This window comes from Bacteroides rodentium JCM 16496 (assembly GCF_000614125.1).
In the GTDB taxonomy this organism is placed as follows: domain Bacteria; phylum Bacteroidota; class Bacteroidia; order Bacteroidales; family Bacteroidaceae; genus Bacteroides; species Bacteroides rodentium.
In genome coordinates, this window is sequence record NZ_BAKJ01000001.1 from 25,885 (window position 1) to 42,723 (window position 16,839).

Annotated in this window: 13 protein-coding genes and 2 pseudogenes; 1 reads left to right on the forward strand and 14 read right to left on the reverse strand. The window is 51.5% G+C overall.

The window, feature by feature from the left end; genetic code table 11:
• Positions 1 to 11: 11 nt before the first annotated feature.
• The 14 genes and pseudogenes from JCM16496_RS00110 to JCM16496_RS24800 form a co-directional block, all read right to left on the reverse strand.
• On the reverse strand, positions 12 to 992 hold the full coding sequence (locus JCM16496_RS00110; protein ID WP_025831496.1) for a glycoside hydrolase family 43 protein: 981 nt from the start codon (positions 990 to 992) through the stop codon (positions 12 to 14).
• A gap of 25 nt (positions 993 to 1,017) precedes the next feature.
• Positions 1,018 to 2,163, reverse strand: coding sequence for an endo-1,4-beta-xylanase (locus tag JCM16496_RS00115; RefSeq protein ID WP_025831499.1), 1,146 nt, complete (start codon positions 2,161 to 2,163; stop codon positions 1,018 to 1,020).
• A gap of 63 nt (positions 2,164 to 2,226) precedes the next feature.
• Entirely contained in the window at positions 2,227 to 3,645 is a 1,419-nt protein-coding gene (locus tag JCM16496_RS00120; protein ID WP_025831501.1) for an MFS transporter, read from the reverse strand.
• Between the two features lie 11 nt (positions 3,646 to 3,656).
• Positions 3,657 to 5,350, reverse strand: a pseudogene (locus JCM16496_RS00125) (sialate O-acetylesterase).
• Positions 5,351 to 5,410: 60 nt separating this feature from the next.
• Positions 5,411 to 6,379 carry a DUF5597 domain-containing protein gene (locus JCM16496_RS25160; protein WP_439644496.1) on the reverse strand — a complete coding sequence of 323 codons (969 nt, stop codon included), beginning with the start codon at positions 6,377 to 6,379 and terminating at the stop codon, positions 5,411 to 5,413.
• Positions 6,289 to 6,915: a beta-galactosidase gene (locus JCM16496_RS25165; RefSeq protein WP_439644497.1), complete on the reverse strand. Its 627-nt coding sequence runs from the start codon at positions 6,913 to 6,915 to the stop codon at positions 6,289 to 6,291. Before JCM16496_RS25165 ends, JCM16496_RS25160 begins: the two co-directional genes overlap by 91 nt.
• Positions 6,912 to 7,157, reverse strand: coding sequence for a hypothetical protein (locus JCM16496_RS25170; RefSeq protein WP_439644498.1), 246 nt, complete (start codon positions 7,155 to 7,157; stop codon positions 6,912 to 6,914). Before JCM16496_RS25170 ends, JCM16496_RS25165 begins: the two co-directional genes overlap by 4 nt.
• A gap of 261 nt (positions 7,158 to 7,418) precedes the next feature.
• Positions 7,419 to 8,117: an endo-1,4-beta-xylanase gene (locus tag JCM16496_RS24490; RefSeq protein WP_159102422.1), complete on the reverse strand. Its 699-nt coding sequence runs from the start codon at positions 8,115 to 8,117 to the stop codon at positions 7,419 to 7,421.
• Positions 8,081 to 9,217, reverse strand: a complete 1,137-nt coding sequence (locus tag JCM16496_RS24495; RefSeq protein ID WP_128809365.1) for a carbohydrate binding domain-containing protein — start codon at positions 9,215 to 9,217, stop codon at positions 8,081 to 8,083. The genes JCM16496_RS24490 and JCM16496_RS24495 overlap by 37 nt, the downstream gene beginning before the upstream one ends.
• Positions 9,218 to 9,303: 86 nt before the next feature.
• On the reverse strand, positions 9,304 to 9,702 hold the full coding sequence (locus JCM16496_RS21195) for an endo-1,4-beta-xylanase (protein ID WP_128809366.1): 399 nt from the start codon (positions 9,700 to 9,702) through the stop codon (positions 9,304 to 9,306).
• A gap of 21 nt (positions 9,703 to 9,723) precedes the next feature.
• Positions 9,724 to 10,230, reverse strand: coding sequence for a glycan-binding surface protein (locus tag JCM16496_RS24500; RefSeq protein WP_262482731.1), 507 nt, complete (start codon positions 10,228 to 10,230; stop codon positions 9,724 to 9,726).
• A complete protein-coding gene (locus JCM16496_RS24505; protein WP_262482732.1) occupies positions 10,158 to 11,105 on the reverse strand; it encodes a glycan-binding surface protein in 948 nt (315 codons plus the stop codon). The genes JCM16496_RS24500 and JCM16496_RS24505 overlap by 73 nt, the downstream gene beginning before the upstream one ends.
• 64 nt (positions 11,106 to 11,169) lie before the next feature.
• Positions 11,170 to 12,882, reverse strand: coding sequence for a RagB/SusD family nutrient uptake outer membrane protein (locus tag JCM16496_RS00145; protein WP_025831503.1), 1,713 nt, complete (start codon positions 12,880 to 12,882; stop codon positions 11,170 to 11,172).
• Positions 12,883 to 12,901: 19 nt separating this feature from the next.
• Positions 12,902 to 16,073 (reverse strand): annotated as a pseudogene (locus JCM16496_RS24800) (SusC/RagA family TonB-linked outer membrane protein).
• A 606-nt stretch (positions 16,074 to 16,679) separates the two neighbouring features.
• Here JCM16496_RS24800 and JCM16496_RS22595 point away from each other — a divergent pair.
• On the forward strand, positions 16,680 to 16,817 hold the full coding sequence (locus JCM16496_RS22595; protein ID WP_159102423.1) for a hypothetical protein: 138 nt from the start codon (positions 16,680 to 16,682) through the stop codon (positions 16,815 to 16,817).
• The last annotated feature ends 22 nt before the right edge of the window (positions 16,818 to 16,839 follow it).

Here is a 16,839-nt window from a genome sequence, read left to right on the forward strand (position 1 = left end):
GCCTTTTTCATTTATTCTCCTCCTCCGTCTATAGTTACAATCTTTCCCTCTTCGTCGTATTCCAGTTCACACACCTTTAGGCTGCGGAGCCACGACTTGCCGCCACTTGGCACGCTGTCGTGATGGAACAGATACCATTTACCCCGGTATTCTACGATGGAGTGGTGCGTGGTCCAGCCCACAACGGGAGTCAGAATGACTCCTTGATAGATGAAAGGCCCGTAAGGGTTGTCACCCGTGGCATAGCAAAGCAGGTGCGAGTCGCCGGTGGAATAGGAAAAGTAATACTTGCCGTTGTACTTATGCACCCAGCTGGCTTCGAAGAAGCGGTGCGGATCGTTGGCTTTCAGCGGTTCGCCGTTCTCGTCCACCACTTGTATGGGGCGCGGATCTTCGGCAAACTGTAGCATGTCTTTGCTCAACCGTGCCATACGGCTGGGCAGCGAAGGTTCTTCTCCTTCGGGCAGTTCGGCGCTTTCCAGCGCTTTGTTGTCCTTGTAGCGTTGCAGTTGTCCGCCCCACAAGCCGCCGAAGTAGAGATAATAATCTTCGCCCTCTTTCAGCACGGCAATGTCCATGCTGTAGCTGCCCCGTATGGGGTCGGGCTGGGGAACGAAGGGACCTTCGGGGCGGTCGGCAATTGCCACACCGATGTGAAACACATCGTTCTTGTCCTTCAAGGGGAAATAGAGGTAGTACTTGCCGTCCTTCTCTGCCACGTCGCTGTCCCACAGCTGGCGGCCTGCCCAGGGGATATCGGCAATGTCGAGTGCCTTGCCATGGTCAATAACTTCACCGTTCATGGGGTCAGTGGTAGACAGTACATGGCTGTCTTTCATTACGTATTGGTCACCATTGTCGTTTTCTGTGTTCCCACATTCCCAGTCGTGGCTGGGGTAGATATATATACGGTCGTTAAATACATGTACCGATGGGTCTGCCATATAGTCGGCGGGAAAGAGGTACCGTTTGGTTACTTTCTTGGGAGTCATAGGGTATGAGTTTTTGAGTTATTGATTACTTGTTGTCTTGTTTACTTGTCAGCCGGGAATCTTCCATCAGTTCCTTCAGGAACGGTTTCATTTCGTAGTTGCGGTCGAAGAGCAGAGGGTACTCCTTGCGTCCTTTCACGGGGAAGTCGTTCTTCCAAGAATCGCCATCGCTCACGCCCCATACAGTGACACGCTCCATCACGTCGCTGTGCTTCACGAAGAGGTTGAAGAAAGCTTTCATGCGGGCGTTCCATACCCGTGACACGGAGTCGGGCAGGACTTCTGGATAGGGGTTCATAGCTGCATGGAATGCTACGGTGTCGCTGATATTTGCTCTTTCATGTACGGTGGGTAGGGCGCTCATTTCCCATTCGGTAATCATCAGCTTCACGTCGCAGGCTGCAAAGGCCATCATGCTCTTCTCAAAGTCTTCTACAGAGGGATAGTCCATGCCCATGTGCCCTTGCAGACCTACGGCATCAATGCGTAGACCTTTCTCTTTCAACGACTTCACCAGACGCACTACACCGTTGCGCCGTCCGGGGGCGTGCATGCCATAGTCGTTGTAGTAAAGCTCTGCATCGGGGTCTGCTTCATGGGCATATTGGAAAGCGAGGGGGATGTACTCTTCACCCAGAATCTCGTAGAACTTGGTTTGCCGCCACGAACCGTCCCCTTCGATGGCCTCATTCACTACGTCCCAGCCTTTAACTTTGCCTTTGTAACGGCTCATCACGGTGGTGATATGGTCTTTCATTCGCTGTTTCAGTACTTCGGCCGAAACCTGCTTTCCTTCCTTATCCGTGAAGAACCATGGGGCGCATTGCGAATGCCAGATGAGGCAATGTCCTATTATTGCCATGCCGTTCTCTTCGCCAAACTTCACAAACTCGTCCGCTTGCTTGAAGTCGTAGCAATCTTCTTCGGGGTGTATATTGGCGCTTTTCATGCAGTCTTCGGCCACAATGGAGTTGAAGTGTCGCTTTGCGATACTTGCCCCTATGGAGTCTTGTCCCGATGCTTGGCGTGCGTTGATAGCTACGCCTATAAGGAATTTGTTGCCGAAGGCTTCTTTCAATGTAGTTTCTTCTGTTGCAGCCTGTTTCCCTCCTCCGCAAGCCGACAGCCATGCGACTGTCGCAACGGAGCATACAATGTTTTTGAATTTCATTTTATTTCTGTTTTTTAAGTTACTGTTGTGCTTTGCGTTCTCTTGCCTGCCTTTCGGCAGATATTATTCGTTTAAATTCCGAGTCTCGATTTTCCGGTTGATTTCATCTATCTTTTCGTCCGTCAGTTCGTACTTGGAGATGATGAGCATGGCTACTGCCAGCAGCATGGCAGGGATGACAGCCACTAACCAGAGGATGCCTTGCTCGGCAAAGGCCGATTGGTTGACGGCATTGCCCTTGTCAAAGCCTACATACGCCAGCACCAGTCCCGGTACTACGCCGCCCAAGGCCATTCCTGCCTTGTAGAAAATGCCGGTCAGGGCGTTCACAATGCCCGAAATGCGCTTGCCCGTGGTGTATTCACCATAGGAGATGACTTCGGGAACAAGTGCCCACATATAGCCCGTGGCCACAATCACGCCTGTGGACTTGATGAACTGCGCCACGTATACCAGCCATATTTCGTTTCTCAGTCCCGGTGTCATGGAGATGATGTAGAGCAGTGCCATACCTGCGATGGCGATGGAAAGGAATACGTTGAACATGGCTCGCTTGCCTATCTTCCGCTTAATCCAGGGCACCAAAGGCATGAAGATGAAGGCGGGGATAGAGCCAAGTGCCATGAAATTGGCCATCTGGTCGCTGGTGCCGTGCACGTTGTATATCATGTAGTACGAGCCGGCAGAGTTGCCTACAGCCATCATGGCAAAAGCCGTAATGAAGAAGAAAGCGAGGATGCGCAGCGGGCGGTTGCGTTTGAATTCCACCCAGAGGTCGGACACCCGGACGTTCTCCGTATCCTTGGCATCCATTACTACCCGTTCCTTGCACTGTGTGAAACAGAAAGTGAGTAGAACCAGCCCCGCCACACCGTAGACGGCCATGGTGGTGAACCAGGCATCGGCACTCTCAACTGTATTGGTCATACCGTCGGGCGAGAGGAAAGAAACTATCTTGGGGATGCCGTAGGCCACGGCCAGTCCACCCGTATTGGCCAAGAACATACGCACGCTGGTCAGGGTGGTAATCTCGTCGGTGTCGCGGGTGAGCGAGGCATTCAAGGCACCGTAGGGTACATTTATCAGCGTATAGAGCATTGATAATCCTACATAAGTGATGTAGGCATAGGCCAGCGAACCGGAGAAACCGTTCCAGAAGCAGAGAATGGCAAATCCGGTAAGCGGAATGCCTGCCAGCACCAAATAGGAGCGGTATTTGCCCAGCGGTGGGTTGTGCTTGTCTACGAAAGCGCCCACTAACGGGTCCCACAGCACGTCCACTACTCTTACTACAAGGAACATGAAAGCTGCTTGCGATGGCTCCAGCCCGTATACATTGGTATAGAAAATCAGCAGATACATACACACTGTCTGATAGATAAGGTTCTGTGCCAGGTCGCCTGAGCCGAACCCTATGCGTTGCATCCATGAAAGTTTGTAGAAGCCTTTCGACTCCTCTCTTGTTTTTTGTGTCGATTCCATGATGGAAGATATTAGTTATTAGTTATAAGTTGTCCATTTTTAATTGCCTCTGCCACTCTCTTGCCCAATGTTTTCTTATCCAAGGGGTGAATGTCGTTCCATTCGCCCAAGTCGCTGTTTTTTATGAGGTAGGCATTGCTACTCTGTTCGGCGGCTTTGGCTTGTTCTTGGCGCATTTCTGCCCAGGCTTTTCGTCCACCGGTGTCATTCGGATGCAGGAAGTCGGCCAACTCCACAATATAGAATGGAAGTTCTGGGGCATCAAATGTCTTGCGCCAGTCTGCCATCATGGCTGTAAGCAGGTCGGCATATTCGTTCCGGCGCGATACGTTGGACTCTCCCTGATACCATATCACTCCTTTCACGCCGTATTCCTTCAATGGAGCTATCATGGCATTGTATAGGCATACGGGTTTGTAGCAGAAGAACATCATGCCCGGTGCTTGCGGCATTGGAGCGCCGGGGCGGTACTTCCATTCCCTTTTCAGGTTTATTTCCCGGGGGTCTGTGGAGCTTTCGGTGGGAATGCCGTCCTTCTGTCCGTTCAGTATAATCTTATAAGGCTTTTCCCGGACAAATGCCGGCTGCCCACCGTTACTGATGAGGCGCACGGTGATGCTGTTCTTCCCCGCTTTCAGCAGTCCGGAGGGGATGCGGTAGATGCGTGTGGGTATTGATAGCTCGTGGTGCCTACGAACTGCCCGTTCACGTATACCGAATCGGCATCAACCAGGCAACCCAGCCGGAGCGTTGCTTCTTTTCCATTCCACGTTGATGGAATTTCCACGCTTTGGCGCAGCCAATGTGAGCCACCGATAGCGTTCAGCCCATTATTGCCCCAAGTATTTGCAAACATATCTACGGTTTGCCATGCGCTGTCATCATAATTGGCAGCATACCACGGTGTGGTTTCATGCAGTCCGGCATCTCCCCGGTAGAGGGCGGCGTTCCAGCGACGGAAGCTTTCTCCTTCCACTTCCTTGATGTGCTTGCAGTAGGCATCGTCTTCGTACAGCCGTTTATCATTGATGTATTGCGGAAACTCTTTCAGACTCTCTTCGCTCATCCAAGCTTCTACGGGCGTGCCGCCCCAGCTGCTGTTGATGATGCCCACGGGTACGCCTGTCCTTTCATACATTTCTTTGGCGAAGAAGTAGGCAAGGGCGGAAAATTCCATTACGTTTTCCTGTGTCAGGGCTTTCCAGCTTGTGGCAGGCATGTCTTTTTGCGGTTCATGGAAATTATAAGTTTTCGGTACGATGAGGTGGCGTATCTTTTCGTTATGGTAGGCGGAAATTTCTTCGGCAAACATGTCCATCACACGCCGTACCGGCAGTTCCATATTTGACTGTCCCGAGCAGAGCCATACATCGCCCACCAAGACATCTTTCAGTTCGATGTCATTAACTTGAATCCGATAGGGGCCTCCGGCTTTCATGGCAGGCAGTTCGATGCTCCATGCTCCATGGCTGTCGGCGGTGGCAGTATAGGCTTCTTTGGCTTTCTTCCCTTTCAGGAAAGTTAGCTGCACTGTTTCTCCTGCATCTGCTGTACCCCATATTTTCAGAGGTTGCTCGCGCTGCAGCACCATCCCGTCCGAAACCAAGGCAGGCAGCTTCACCTTTGCTTCCGTCCGCGAGACGGAGCAAAGGCAAAGCAATGCTGCCATTCCTAACCAAACTTTATTATGAATCAAATCTTTCATGCTTACAGTCTTTAAGTTTATCTATATGCCTCTTTCATGCAGGCTTCCGCTCTTTTCTTTTCATTTATATTCGTACAGTTTCACGTGCAGCACTTTCCAATCGCCTACGGAGATGCGCACGTGCCGTCCTTGATGGGTTTGGTCACCGTTCTGCCTGCGCAGGTAGCTCAGACTTCCGTCTTTGTTTACATTTACTTCATCCACGAATCCGATGCCGCACCGCTCCTTTCCGTTCTTGGTAGAGGTAAGCGTCTCTTTCTCGACACCTCCTTTTCTGGTTTCAGCGGTAGCCTTCTCGTAGCCGCTCAAGGCGAAACCGTCTTCTCCCAGCACTTTTTGTTCCTGAAAATCTATCCTTTCCGAGGCTTTGGCAAATTCAATCACGATGCCACTGCCGGCCACAAGATATTCGTTCTTGGCAAGTTTCAGTACAATGCCTCCACCTTCGGGCCATGTGCTGCCGTCTGTGGCTCGCGAATCCCATGGCAGGGTGAAGTAGTGGCGGCAGGTCAGCGTGAGGTCATCATCGGTCAGGATGCGCTCCTTGTCTTGCTTGTCAAAGAGCAGGCCGTGCATGAGACCTTTTCCTTGATATTTGGTCAGCAAGGGCATCAGCTCTTTCAGAGTTTTGTAGCTTTGTACTAAGGGGGTATTGTCTTCATTGGCTCCGTCTTCGATGGAGAAGGGGCTGAACCCGAGGGCATCGTGCTCTCCGAAGGCGTAGAAGGCTCTGACTCCGTCGTTGTCCGTCAGGCGGATTTCGGGAATGAAGAGCGGGTTGTTGGGGCGGTGGTATTGTGCCACCCAGCTTTTGAAACCATTGTCGTAGAGGTCTGGGGCCAGAATGTCGATGGAGGGGGCGGCACAGTGCCACACGTCAATCAGATGTGCCAACGGACCTGCCGAAGGATATTCTCCCGGCTTGCGTCCGCGACTGTTCATGGCGGCGTTGACGTAGAGGGGAACGTTGTAGATGTTTCGGGCGGTCTGTGCCAGACGTTCCACATAGCGGGCATAATGCCATGCCATGAATAGTTCATCGGTATAGAGATCATCCCCGAATAGTTCCTGCCACGTGCCTGTTTGCGGCATCCTTGGCTTTCCCATTTCTTCAGCAGTTGGGGATGAAGTGTTTTTTTGTTCTTTTGCAGATATTCTGTCAGTGAGGCGGGCACATCGGCATGGAAAGCCTTTTCGGCTTCCGGAGAGTAGTCGCGTGCGTCTTCCAGCATACCAATCTCGTTTTCTATCTGTATCATAAGGACGGTACCTTCCTCTTTGTCATTGGCTGCGATATGCTCCATCCAATGGGAAAAAGCGCGGTGGTCTGCTTGGTACACGTTTTCGGAAAAGGCGCTGGCTATTTCGAGTGGTTTACCGCTGTGGGTGTGGGCGCGTGGATATTTTTTGCTGTTTTCCTTGAACCAAAGTGGGGCATAGCAGCTCATGGAGTTCTTCCAGGCTCCGAACCATAGGAAAATAACTTTCAGGTCGTTCTTCCGTGCCTGCTCCAGCACCTTGTCGGTCAGTGTAAAGTCATATTGCCCCTCTACGGGTTCTGTCAAGTCCCAGTAGGCGGTACAAGCACGGCATTAAGTCCCATGCGTTGCAGTTTGGGGAAAATGCGTTCGATGTCTTGTGTAGCTGATGCCGACGAGTTGCCCAGTTCGCCGCCGAGTATAAGGAAAGGCTTGCCCTCCACGACGAGCTGCGTGGAACAGCCTTGGTTTTGCAGGGTGCTTTTCTGGGCAGAGAGAGTCCCTGCAGTCAGTATAGTGAGCAGTATGGATAGGATTAATCTTTTCATTGTTTTCATCAGCATTAGTTCAAGTCATTACTATGGCTGCAAAGATAGCGCACAGTCTTGTAATGGGGTTCAAAAAATGTATCACGAACTTCTTTGTCGGTTACATAATTGTCGATGGATGTTACATTTTTATTCGGTTATCGTACATGAAAGGGGGGGGAGGCAGAGGGCATTCCCCTCTTTTTTGGGGGGCTTGTCTTTAAAGAAGAGAAGACCGGAAAAGTCTTCTCTTCTTTATGGGTGATTTGGGTCCTGTGGGCTTTATTCCCCTTTTGTCCCGTAGGCATCTTTCCAGTCGTCACCGCTGAAGTCCTCGCTGATGTCGCGTCCGGCTATGCCGTCGCACACCCCCTTATAGGCAGGCTTGCGGGCATAGTTGGCATCAAGCAGGTTGGGCGCATCGTTCGGAATCCAATAGACATGTTCATCTGGATGGTCGCTGATACCCCAGAGGGTGATGCAGGCTTGCTGTGCTTCGGGCACACAAGTTCTGTATTGCTCTATGATGTACCGGTACATTTCTGCCTGGGCAATGAGGTTCTCGGCTGTAGGCGAAGAGGTATTCACCTTGATGTCGAGTTCCGTTATGCGGACCAGCTTGCCTGTGGCGGCCATCTTCTCAAACATTTGCTTAATCTGGTCTTTGTTGGTGTTGAGGTCTACGTGCATCTGTGTGCCTATGCCGTCCACAATGGGCGAGCCGTTGGTCTGGTCTATGTAGTTCACGTACTCTATCAGCTTATCCAGCTTGTTCAGATTATATTCCAGATTATAGTCGTTGATGAAGAGTTTGGCTGTGGGGTCTGCCTCACGGGCATATTGGAAGGCTTTCACAGCATAATCCTTGCCCATGTACTTGCCCCAATAGAAGTCGTCTGCATCCATATCCGCGTCCGCAGGCATCACTTCCGCTCCGCGAATCTTCAGACCGTCGTCAATAGCTCGTTCAGCACATCCCAAGCGTGCACGCGCTCTTTGTAGTGCCCCACCATGCCTGTAATCCATGACTTCATGGCTGCATCCAGGATGGCTGCTTTCTCTTCGTCGGTCTTCTCTATGAACCCGCGGGTCATTGCCTGCCTGTAGAGACTTGCTTTTGTGGTCTCTGCGGCTTTTTCAGTGACTTTGATGTTGTCAAAGTAATAGGTGGCATCGGCTAAGTAGCCAAAGTCAAAGCTGCATTTGAAGGTAGCATTGCCTTCTTTGACAGCGGGCAGTGTAACCTTGACGAAAGTCCAGCTTGCTCCGAACTCAAAGGCTTCGGAAGCACTGCCGGTTCCGAGCCAGTCGAGCCATGGATAACCGTTCTCCAGATTGCTGAATGATATGCGTCCTTTGCCTTGCCCGTCGGCTTTCACATAGAAAGAGAGTTCGTAGGTTTTGCCGGGACTGCCGGGTATGTCGCCGGAGATGAATTGCAAGTCCCAAGCATTTGCACTGCTCGAACTGCTTGTTGCTTTCAGCACCTTTTTTCCGTCTATGGCATCGCTCAGTTCCACCACTTCCATTCCGGCACCTTTGTTTTGGAGGCTCCAATTGTCGGCTCCGTCCTCAAACGAGCCATTGGTCACGAGGTTCACTTCTACCGGGGCGTTCAAGTCGATGACCTTCAGCGTATTTACGTCAATGTAAGTAACGGCATCGGCCACGTAGCCAAAGTCAAAGCAGCATTTGAAGGTAGTGGCATCGGCTGCCGGTTCCGGGAGGTTCACCGTGACTTGCGTCCAAGCTGTTCCGTATTCAAAAGCTTCGGAAGCCCCGCCGGTTCCAAGCCAGTCGAGCCATGGATAGTTGTTGCTCAAGTTCTGGAAAGAAACCCTGCCTTTACCTGCTCCTTCGCTGCGAACCATGAAGGACAGCTGGTAGCTATGTCCCTCTATTACGGGAATATCGGGCGTAATCAATTGTAAATCCCATGCGTTGCTGCTCGATGAGCTGGCCACCATCTTAATGGCATTGCCGCCTGCTGCGCCTTGACCGGACTCAATGGTGATTCCTGCTCCTTTGTTTTGTGGATTCCAATTGCCAAAGTCACCGTCTTTCAGCGTGCTGACATCCAATACATTGCCGTCCGGGGTTTCGTCGGGTATGTATTCGGCTGCAATGATGGACTTCAGGTAAGTGGCTGCCTGTTGCGTGTGCCATATCAGGTTATGCCATATACGGCGATGTCTTGGGGAAGCACTTGTAGGAAAGCGTCTACCTTTGAGTAGTCGGCTTCTCCCTTGCTGTTGATGATGGAACTCATCTTCATGGCATTGCCCAACGTCACGCTGTTGAAGTTTTCGTTCACATAGGCTGCCACGTTTTCCTTGCTCAGGTATTGGTCCATCCCTATGCCTGCCCCTATCACGAAGTTCTCGTTGGGGATGTAGCTTTTGATGGGATTGTAGAGCTTAATCTGTTCTGCCAGAAGCAGTGGAAGTTCCGAACTGCTTGTGCCGTTGCCGTCATGCGGATCGTACCATTCCATCTTATTGTCATCGCAAGACTGGAATGCCAATGTTCCCAATGTAAGGATGGGTAATATATGTTTTAGTTTCATGATAATCACTCGATTTATAGATTATTGTTTGTTGATATTTTCCCCTGCTGCTTCATCGGGAAAGTCCGAGTAGGCAGGAGTGTTTAGCGGAACGATGCGCACGTTGTCTATGTAAATCTCCGCTTGGCTGGCTTGGGAAACGAAGACGGTGCTTTCGTCGCTGCTGTTGCCGGTGAGGTTCATCAGCGTGAAGTCTGCATTTTCAAAGTAGAAGCCGAAGTTGCAGTAGCTTGCCTTGGCGCGTCTGTCCAGCACGAATTGATAGGTCAGCTTGGGCAGTTCGTCGCTGGTGGAGCAGATGTAGAATTTGCTGAAGGGCACTGTTACCGTTTGCCATCCTGCGGTGCTGAAGGGCACTGCCTTCCCGTCTACCACCCAAGGTACGTAGTTGTAGCAGTCCTTGTTGTCGCTTGTGCTCCATTCGCCTCCGTTCACACCATTGACGAGGCACACTTTCAGGAAACCGCTGTTGCACCATGGGTTGCTTTCGGGTACATACATGTCGAACTGTATGCCGCATTCGGCCACGTTGGTCTCTGCGTCAATGCCACGGGTGCCCGGAGTCCAGTCATCACGTCGTTTCCGGCAGTCCATACTTCGGCTGTACGGGTCTTTCCTGCAGCTACCGGTTTCTGCTTGGCGGCAGGCAGCATGACGCATTTTCCGCGTCCGCTGTTCAAGGGGTCGTCCACCAGGTCTTCCGGGAAAATCATGCTGGCGTTGCTGCCCCAGGAGCCTTGCTGTCCTTCTGTGTCGAAGTCGAGGATGATGCCCTTGGTGTAGTTGAATCCGGCGTTGGAGTAGGCACCTCCGTTGGCGCATTCCACAAACAGCGAGCCGCTTCCGGTGATGCCCTCGGGTACGGTGAGCTGGAAAAACTTCCCGTCTTCGTCAGAGAAAATTTTGTCTGTTCCTTCCACTGTTACGCCTCCGGGGAAGGTTACTTTAGACACTTCCTGCAGTCCGGTTCCGTACACGATGATGCTTTCGCCTGCCTTGGGCAGGGTGTTCGATATGCTTGTGATGGATGGCGCACTGGCACGGATGGTAAAGGGGTAAGTGAGCTGTGTTCCGTCTTTCAGCAACTGAATGGTGTTTCTCACTTCCTCGGCTGCTTCTGTGGTAGGTACATCCTTGCTTACGCTCACCAGGATGGAGGTGTTGGACACGTATACCGGGTTGAAGTAGCAGTTGTAGCCGTTGATATACACTCTTTTCAATCCGCTGAACCCGCTGCCTTGTATGCGGATGAGTTGCCCCAGGCGGGCAAATTCCACGGGGCGGTCGGGGACGCTCGAAGTGGCGTCTTCCAGATAAATGGCGCTGATGCTCATTTCGGCGCTGTCGCTGTTGTCGTCATCATCGCACGCGCAGAACGTTAGCGGGACGAGGAGCAGGGCCAAAAGCAGGCTTAAAGCTTTATGCTTGTGATGAGATGTATTCTTTTCATATTCTTACCGTCTTATTTTATTCGTTAAACAAGTCTGTTATTCTCTCTTCGGTGAAAGTGTAGGCTGCAGGTGTCCCTTTCAGCAGGGGATTCTGCACGGTTTCCGATTCCGGGTAGGGGAGTAGGAAGATACTCTCCTGCACATTGCCCACGGAGCGGTTGGTGGCATCTTTCTCGCTGTCTATCTTCAGGTTTTGCGTTTCGGCATCCCATAGCACCGGGATGTTGGTGTCGCGCATCTGGCCGGTGATGTAGTTCATCACGGCTTGCTGCTGGTAGTATGCCCAGCGGACCATGTCGTACCAATATTGTCCTTCGAGGCAGAGTTCCAGGCGGCGTTCGCGTCTGAGGTCGTCAAAGGTGAACTGCTTCTTGGCAGGTGCCAGTCCGGCACGCTGACGGATGGTATTGTAGCATTCCAGTGCCTTCGCGTCGGTGCATACGGCGTCTGTTCCCAAGGTCACTGTGACTTTAGAGTCCGACTTTATGTCACCGGTCTTTACGGCTGTCAGCGTGAGGTCGGTGCCGAAGCAGGCTTCCGCATAGTTCAGGTACACCTCGGCCAAGCGAATCATGTAGGTATTGATAGGGGTGCTGCCATAGGTAATGGCCGCATTGTCCTTGCTTGAGCCACACACATACTTCTTGCAGTTGAGTTGTGTTTCAGAATATTCCATTTGCAGGCCTCCCTTGTCGCTCATCAGTTCGGGATAGAAGTCGCCATAGGCCATCCATGTGGCTTTGCGGCGGGTGTCTCCTTGCTCGTATTCCCAAATTACATTGGGCTGTGCCACGGTGGCTCCCCCCCAGGCGCGGTCTGTACCGGTCACGTCCGAGCCGTATGCAAAGTAGTTCTGAATGGTGTTCGATTCACCGTACACGTCACTCTTGGCCACCCATTGCAGGGCAAAGAGCGTTTCGCTGTTGTTGTTGTTCTCTATCTTGAAGAGGTCTGCATAGTTGTCCATCAGGCTGAACTTCTTGTTTTCTATCACCTTCAGCGCTGCCTTCTTGGCCAGTTCCAGATATTCGGCGTTGCGGGAACCGCTGTTGGGGTTGCTGCTGTAACCGGCATAAGTGAGGTATACGCGCGAGAGCATGGCGAAGGCGCTGTAGCGGTTCACACGCCCGTTGGCATACGAGGTTTCCGGCAGATACTTGGCAGCATACTCCAAATCTCTCATGGCGAACTCAAACACATCTGTAGCCGGGCTGGGGGCTATGATGGGATTGTTTACCAGCTCGTCCGAGTTCTCGTTCAGAATCACATTTCCCCAGAGCATGGTGAGGTAGTAGTAGGCCACGCCGCGCATGAAGCGTGCTTCGGCTATGTATTGGGGCTTCACCTCTTCGGACATCTTGCCGGATTTGATGCTGTTTATCACTTTATTGGCCTGCTGCACTACGATGTAGAACGACTCCCATGCTTGTACCAGCGAACCGGTAAGTCCGCTTTCGTTGAGGTCGGTATACGGGTAGATGTAGTCCGAGTAAGGGGCGCGCAGGTTATAGCCGCGTCCGTCGCCCATGCCGTAGTAGAACTTGTCGTTGAAGTGGAACCATACTTTACTGTATAGCGGTGCTGTGGCGGCTCTGCAGTCTTCTTCTGTCTGGTAGAAGGAGTCGCCCGAGATGCTGGAGTTGTCTTCGGAGTCGAGGAAGTCGCTGCATCCGGTGAACAAGAGTGAAACTCCCAGCATAAATATGCCTAATATGTTATTTGTTCTCATACTGATAAGTTTTTTTAGTTTAGAAGGTTACGTTCATGCCGAAAGTATAGATTCGGGGTGACGGGTAACGGTAGTTGTCGAAACCGGTGAGCAGCGCGTCCTGATTGGCCGAGCCGATTTCGGGGTCCATACCTTTGTATTTGGTGAAAGTGTATACATTCTGCAGGTTGCAGTACAGTTTCATATTTTCTAATTTCAGGGTGCGTACCCACTTTTTGGGAAGCGTGTAGCCCAATGAGATGGACTGTATGCGCAGGTAGGAGCCGTCTTCTACATAAAGGTTGCTGAAGCGGTAGTTGGACTCATTGGTCTTGGTGGAGCCGGACATGCGGCAGGCGTAGGCATCACCGGCCACAATCTGGACGTTGCGGTAGTCATCCGGCCCGTTGGGGTCTATCAGTCCTAATTTTGCATAATTCAGTGCGTCTTTCAGCAGATTGTTGTTGGAGTGGGCGTCTTCCATCTCGCGGCGTCCCCAGTTCACAACCTCGTTGCCTACAGAGCCGTTCAGGTAGATGCTCAGGTCAAACCCTTTGTAAGAGAAGGTGTTGCCGAATCCGAAGGTGAAGTCTGGCTCCGGATTGCCAATGTAGGTACGGTCTTTCTCGTTGATTACGCCGTCCTTGTTGAGGTCCTCGAAGATATAGTCGCCTATCCACATGCTGTTCTTGCCTATCTCCATACCTTCGGGCAGGGCTACAGGCTTCACTTTTCCTTCTCCGTCCTTGTAGTAGAAGTCGGTGGCTTTCTCAAAGCGTCCTATTACTTTGTAGCCATAGAATTGTCCGATGGGCTGCCCCACGGCAGTGCGGGTCAGTATGGTGATGAGCGAGCCGGTCTGGTTGGTCTTGTCTATCAGGCTGGTGGCGGTGTCCAGTTCCTTCACCTTGTTTCTGTTCAGCGAGAATACGAGGTTGCTTCTCCACTGGAATCCTTTCTTGTCAATGTTTACGGTGTTCAGGGTCAGTTCCACGCCTTTATTTTCCAGGGAACCGATATTCTTCCAGGGGGCTGCTGTGGCACCCGGACTGTTTGATGTCCCCACGTAGGCAGGCAGCGGCACTTGCAGCAGCAGGTCTTTGGTCTTCTTGTAGTAGATGTCGGCAATGAACTCTATGCGGTTGTCAAAGAGGTTGAGATCCAATCCGATGTTGCTGGAGTAGGTGGTTTCCCATTTCAGTTTAGGATTGGGGGTATTGCCGGCCAGCACGCCCGTTCCCCAAGTGGTGGCCAGGGAGGAATAGATGGCCCGGTAGGCATTGTTCACCACATTTTGGTTACCTACGGCACCCCACCCCAGGCGGAGCTTCAGGTTGTTTATTACAGGATTCTCTTTGAGGAACGACTCGTTGCTCACTTTCCATGCCAAGGCTGCCGACGGGAACCATCCCCAGCGGTTGTCCTTGTGGAATTTTGAAGAGCCGTCGCGACGCATGGTGAAGGTCAGCAGGTAGCGGTCGTTGAAGGAGTAGAACATACGCCCGAAGTAGGACAGGATGGAGCTTTCACCGCTGTTGCCGTTGTTGGTGGCTGTGGTGGCATCTCCCAAAACCAGGTCTGTGGAAGCGTTGGAGAGGTAGCCGGTGCGGGCACCATAAAGGTACTCCCAATGGCTCTGTTGCATTTCCTGACCCACCATGCATTGATGCTGTGCACGCCGAAGGTGCGGTTGTAGTTCACGATGTTTCTCCAGCTCCAGTATTTGTTGTACGACTTGGAGAAAGCTCCGGTGCGCACCTCGTTGGTGATGGCGCCAAAGTCGTAGGAGGGATTGAACTTGTAGGTGTTTGTGATGCCGTAGTCAAAGGACAGTTCGGTCTTGAAGGTGAGTCCTTCCAATATCTTGGCTTCGGCATAGGTATTGGCGCGGATGTTCATCTTCTCGTTGCGGTTGTCGTTCAGCATGGCCAGACCCACGGGGTTGGTCTGTACAAACTCATCGGTGTCGGGACCGTCGAAGTTGCCGTCGGCATTGCGCACGGCCACATTGGGCGTTTGCAGCAAGGCGGTACGTATGAGTGATTCATCAGAGATGGTCAGCTTCTGGCGCGATTCGCTGAAGGCGAAGTTGATGCCCATCTTGAGGTATTCCTTTACTTGTGAGTCGAAGCTTCCGCGCAGGTTCAAGCGGCGGAATCCCGAGCCGACGGCGATACCGTCTTGCTGCAGGTAACCGGCACCCATGGCGTAATTGTTCTTGTCGTTGCCGCCGGTTACGGAGAGGTTATGGCTTGTCATCAGGGCCTTGGAGAACATTTCGTCTTGCCAGTCGGTGCCGTCTCCCAAGAGGTCGGGGCGCACGAAGTTGTTGTCCTTGTTCACGATGCCCCAGTCTTGTCCGGCATAGTCTTTGCCGGAGCGCACGTTGCGGTGCTCGGCATATTCGCGCAGGTTGAGCACGTCGAGCTTGTTGGGCATTTCCTGCCAGCCCACATAGCCGTCGTAGGTGATGCTGGCTTCGCCTGCCTGTCCGCGTTTGGTGGTAATCATGATGACACCGTTGGCGGCACGTGCACCGTAGATGGCTGTGGCCGATGCGTCTTTCAATACATCCATGGAGACGATGTCCGAGGGATTGATGGACGAAAGGGCATTGTCTGAGCCGGAGCCGGTGGAGTTGTCAATGATGACGCCGTCAATGACGAAGATAGGTTCATTGGACGAGTTCAGCGAGTTGACACCACGGATGCGGATGGAGGAGCTGCCGCCCGGCATACCGGTATTGGCCTGCACCTGCACGCCGGCTGCACGTCCCTGCAGCGCTTGATCTACGGAAGTTACTACGGATTTCTTGATGGCGTCCTCGCTCACCGAAACCACAGAACCCGTCAAGTCCGACCGTTTCATCTGGCCGTAGCCACTACCACCACTTCGTCCAGAAGTTCGGTGTCTTCTTTCAGGGTTACGTCAATCTGCTTCTTTCCGGCAACGGCGATTTCCTGAGTCTTGTAGCCGATGAATGAAACAAGGATGGTGCTGTTGGAGGGGACGTTGAGCGTGAAGTTACCGTTCATGTCGGTAACGATGCCGTTGCTGGTCCCTTTTTGTACTACACTGGCTCCTATCACGGGGCCGAATGCATCTTTCACTGTTCCCTTCACAGTGATGTTTTGTGCATAACCCAGAAACGGGAGCAGGCACAGTAGGAAAATAAGCCCAAGAGGCTTAAAGATGGAATTTGTGCATTTCATAATGAAATTGATTTAATGGATAACTATTTATCTCGTTCTATTTTCCTTCTCTTATATAATAAGGAGGAAGGGAGTGAGCCTTGAATCTCATGTTTTCATATTGGTTCCAATTTGATTAATGGTTAAACTTCTTTTTTTTACTTTGTTACAAATTTACTTTATAGCGGTGGAAGACGTTTGCTGCAATGTTTCCTGCGTTACATGCTTATGTTACATTACTTTCCCCTGTGTAACATATCGTTTTCTTGTTGTAACATCTATGCTTTGCAGCAGTTTTTCGGGGCGATATTTAAGAAGAAGTTCTCTTTTTCATTTTTCATCCGCCTCATCCGAGTCCAAGAAATATATACAAAGCTTCAATGAAAGGTCCGTGTCTTGGGGAATGTAATCCTTTTTCTTTTCTTGTTTCGTGATACTCAGCCTCCCCTTTCCCGATTTTACTAAAACTTCGGGAAAGATTTACTAAAACTTCGGGGAAGATTTACTAAATCATCGGCGACGTTTTACTAAATCTTTTCTTCACGGCCTGCAACGGTCTGAGAGGGCATTTCCTTCCCCGTTTAGAAAAATAGACTTGAAAGGGATATTTGTCAAATAAATGTTCCCATGCCGACAGTTGTACACCTGGCTTTCACTTCCATCTGCTTCCGCGTCAAAGCGATGGCAAATTCAAGTTTCCGGGTAGCCAAGGGGAGGGAAATGGTGAAAAAACATCCGGTAGAATGGATGTATGCAAAATATTAACTATATTTGTGTGTAGGATGAA

Bases quoted from the DNA above. Each gene is read 5' to 3' on its own strand.
- JCM16496_RS00110 (WP_025831496.1), bottom strand. From the start codon at position 992: ATGACTCCCAAGAAAGTAACCAAACGGTACCTCTTTCCCGCCGACTAT.
- JCM16496_RS00115 (WP_025831499.1), bottom strand. From the start codon at position 2,163: ATGAAATTCAAAAACATTGTATGCTCCGTTGCGACAGTCGCATGGCTG.
- JCM16496_RS00120 (WP_025831501.1), bottom strand. From the start codon at position 3,645: ATGGAATCGACACAAAAAACAAGAGAGGAGTCGAAAGGCTTCTACAAA.
- JCM16496_RS25160 (WP_439644496.1), bottom strand. From the start codon at position 6,379: ATGGCATGGCATTATGCCCGCTATGTGGAACGTCTGGCACAGACCGCC.
- JCM16496_RS25170 (WP_439644498.1), bottom strand. From the start codon at position 7,157: ATGAAAAGATTAATCCTATCCATACTGCTCACTATACTGACTGCAGGG.
- JCM16496_RS21195 (WP_128809366.1), bottom strand. From the start codon at position 9,702: ATGAAACTAAAACATATATTACCCATCCTTACATTGGGAACATTGGCA.
- JCM16496_RS00145 (WP_025831503.1), bottom strand. From the start codon at position 12,882: ATGAGAACAAATAACATATTAGGCATATTTATGCTGGGAGTTTCACTC.
- JCM16496_RS22595 (WP_159102423.1), top strand. From the start codon at position 16,680: ATGCCGACAGTTGTACACCTGGCTTTCACTTCCATCTGCTTCCGCGTC.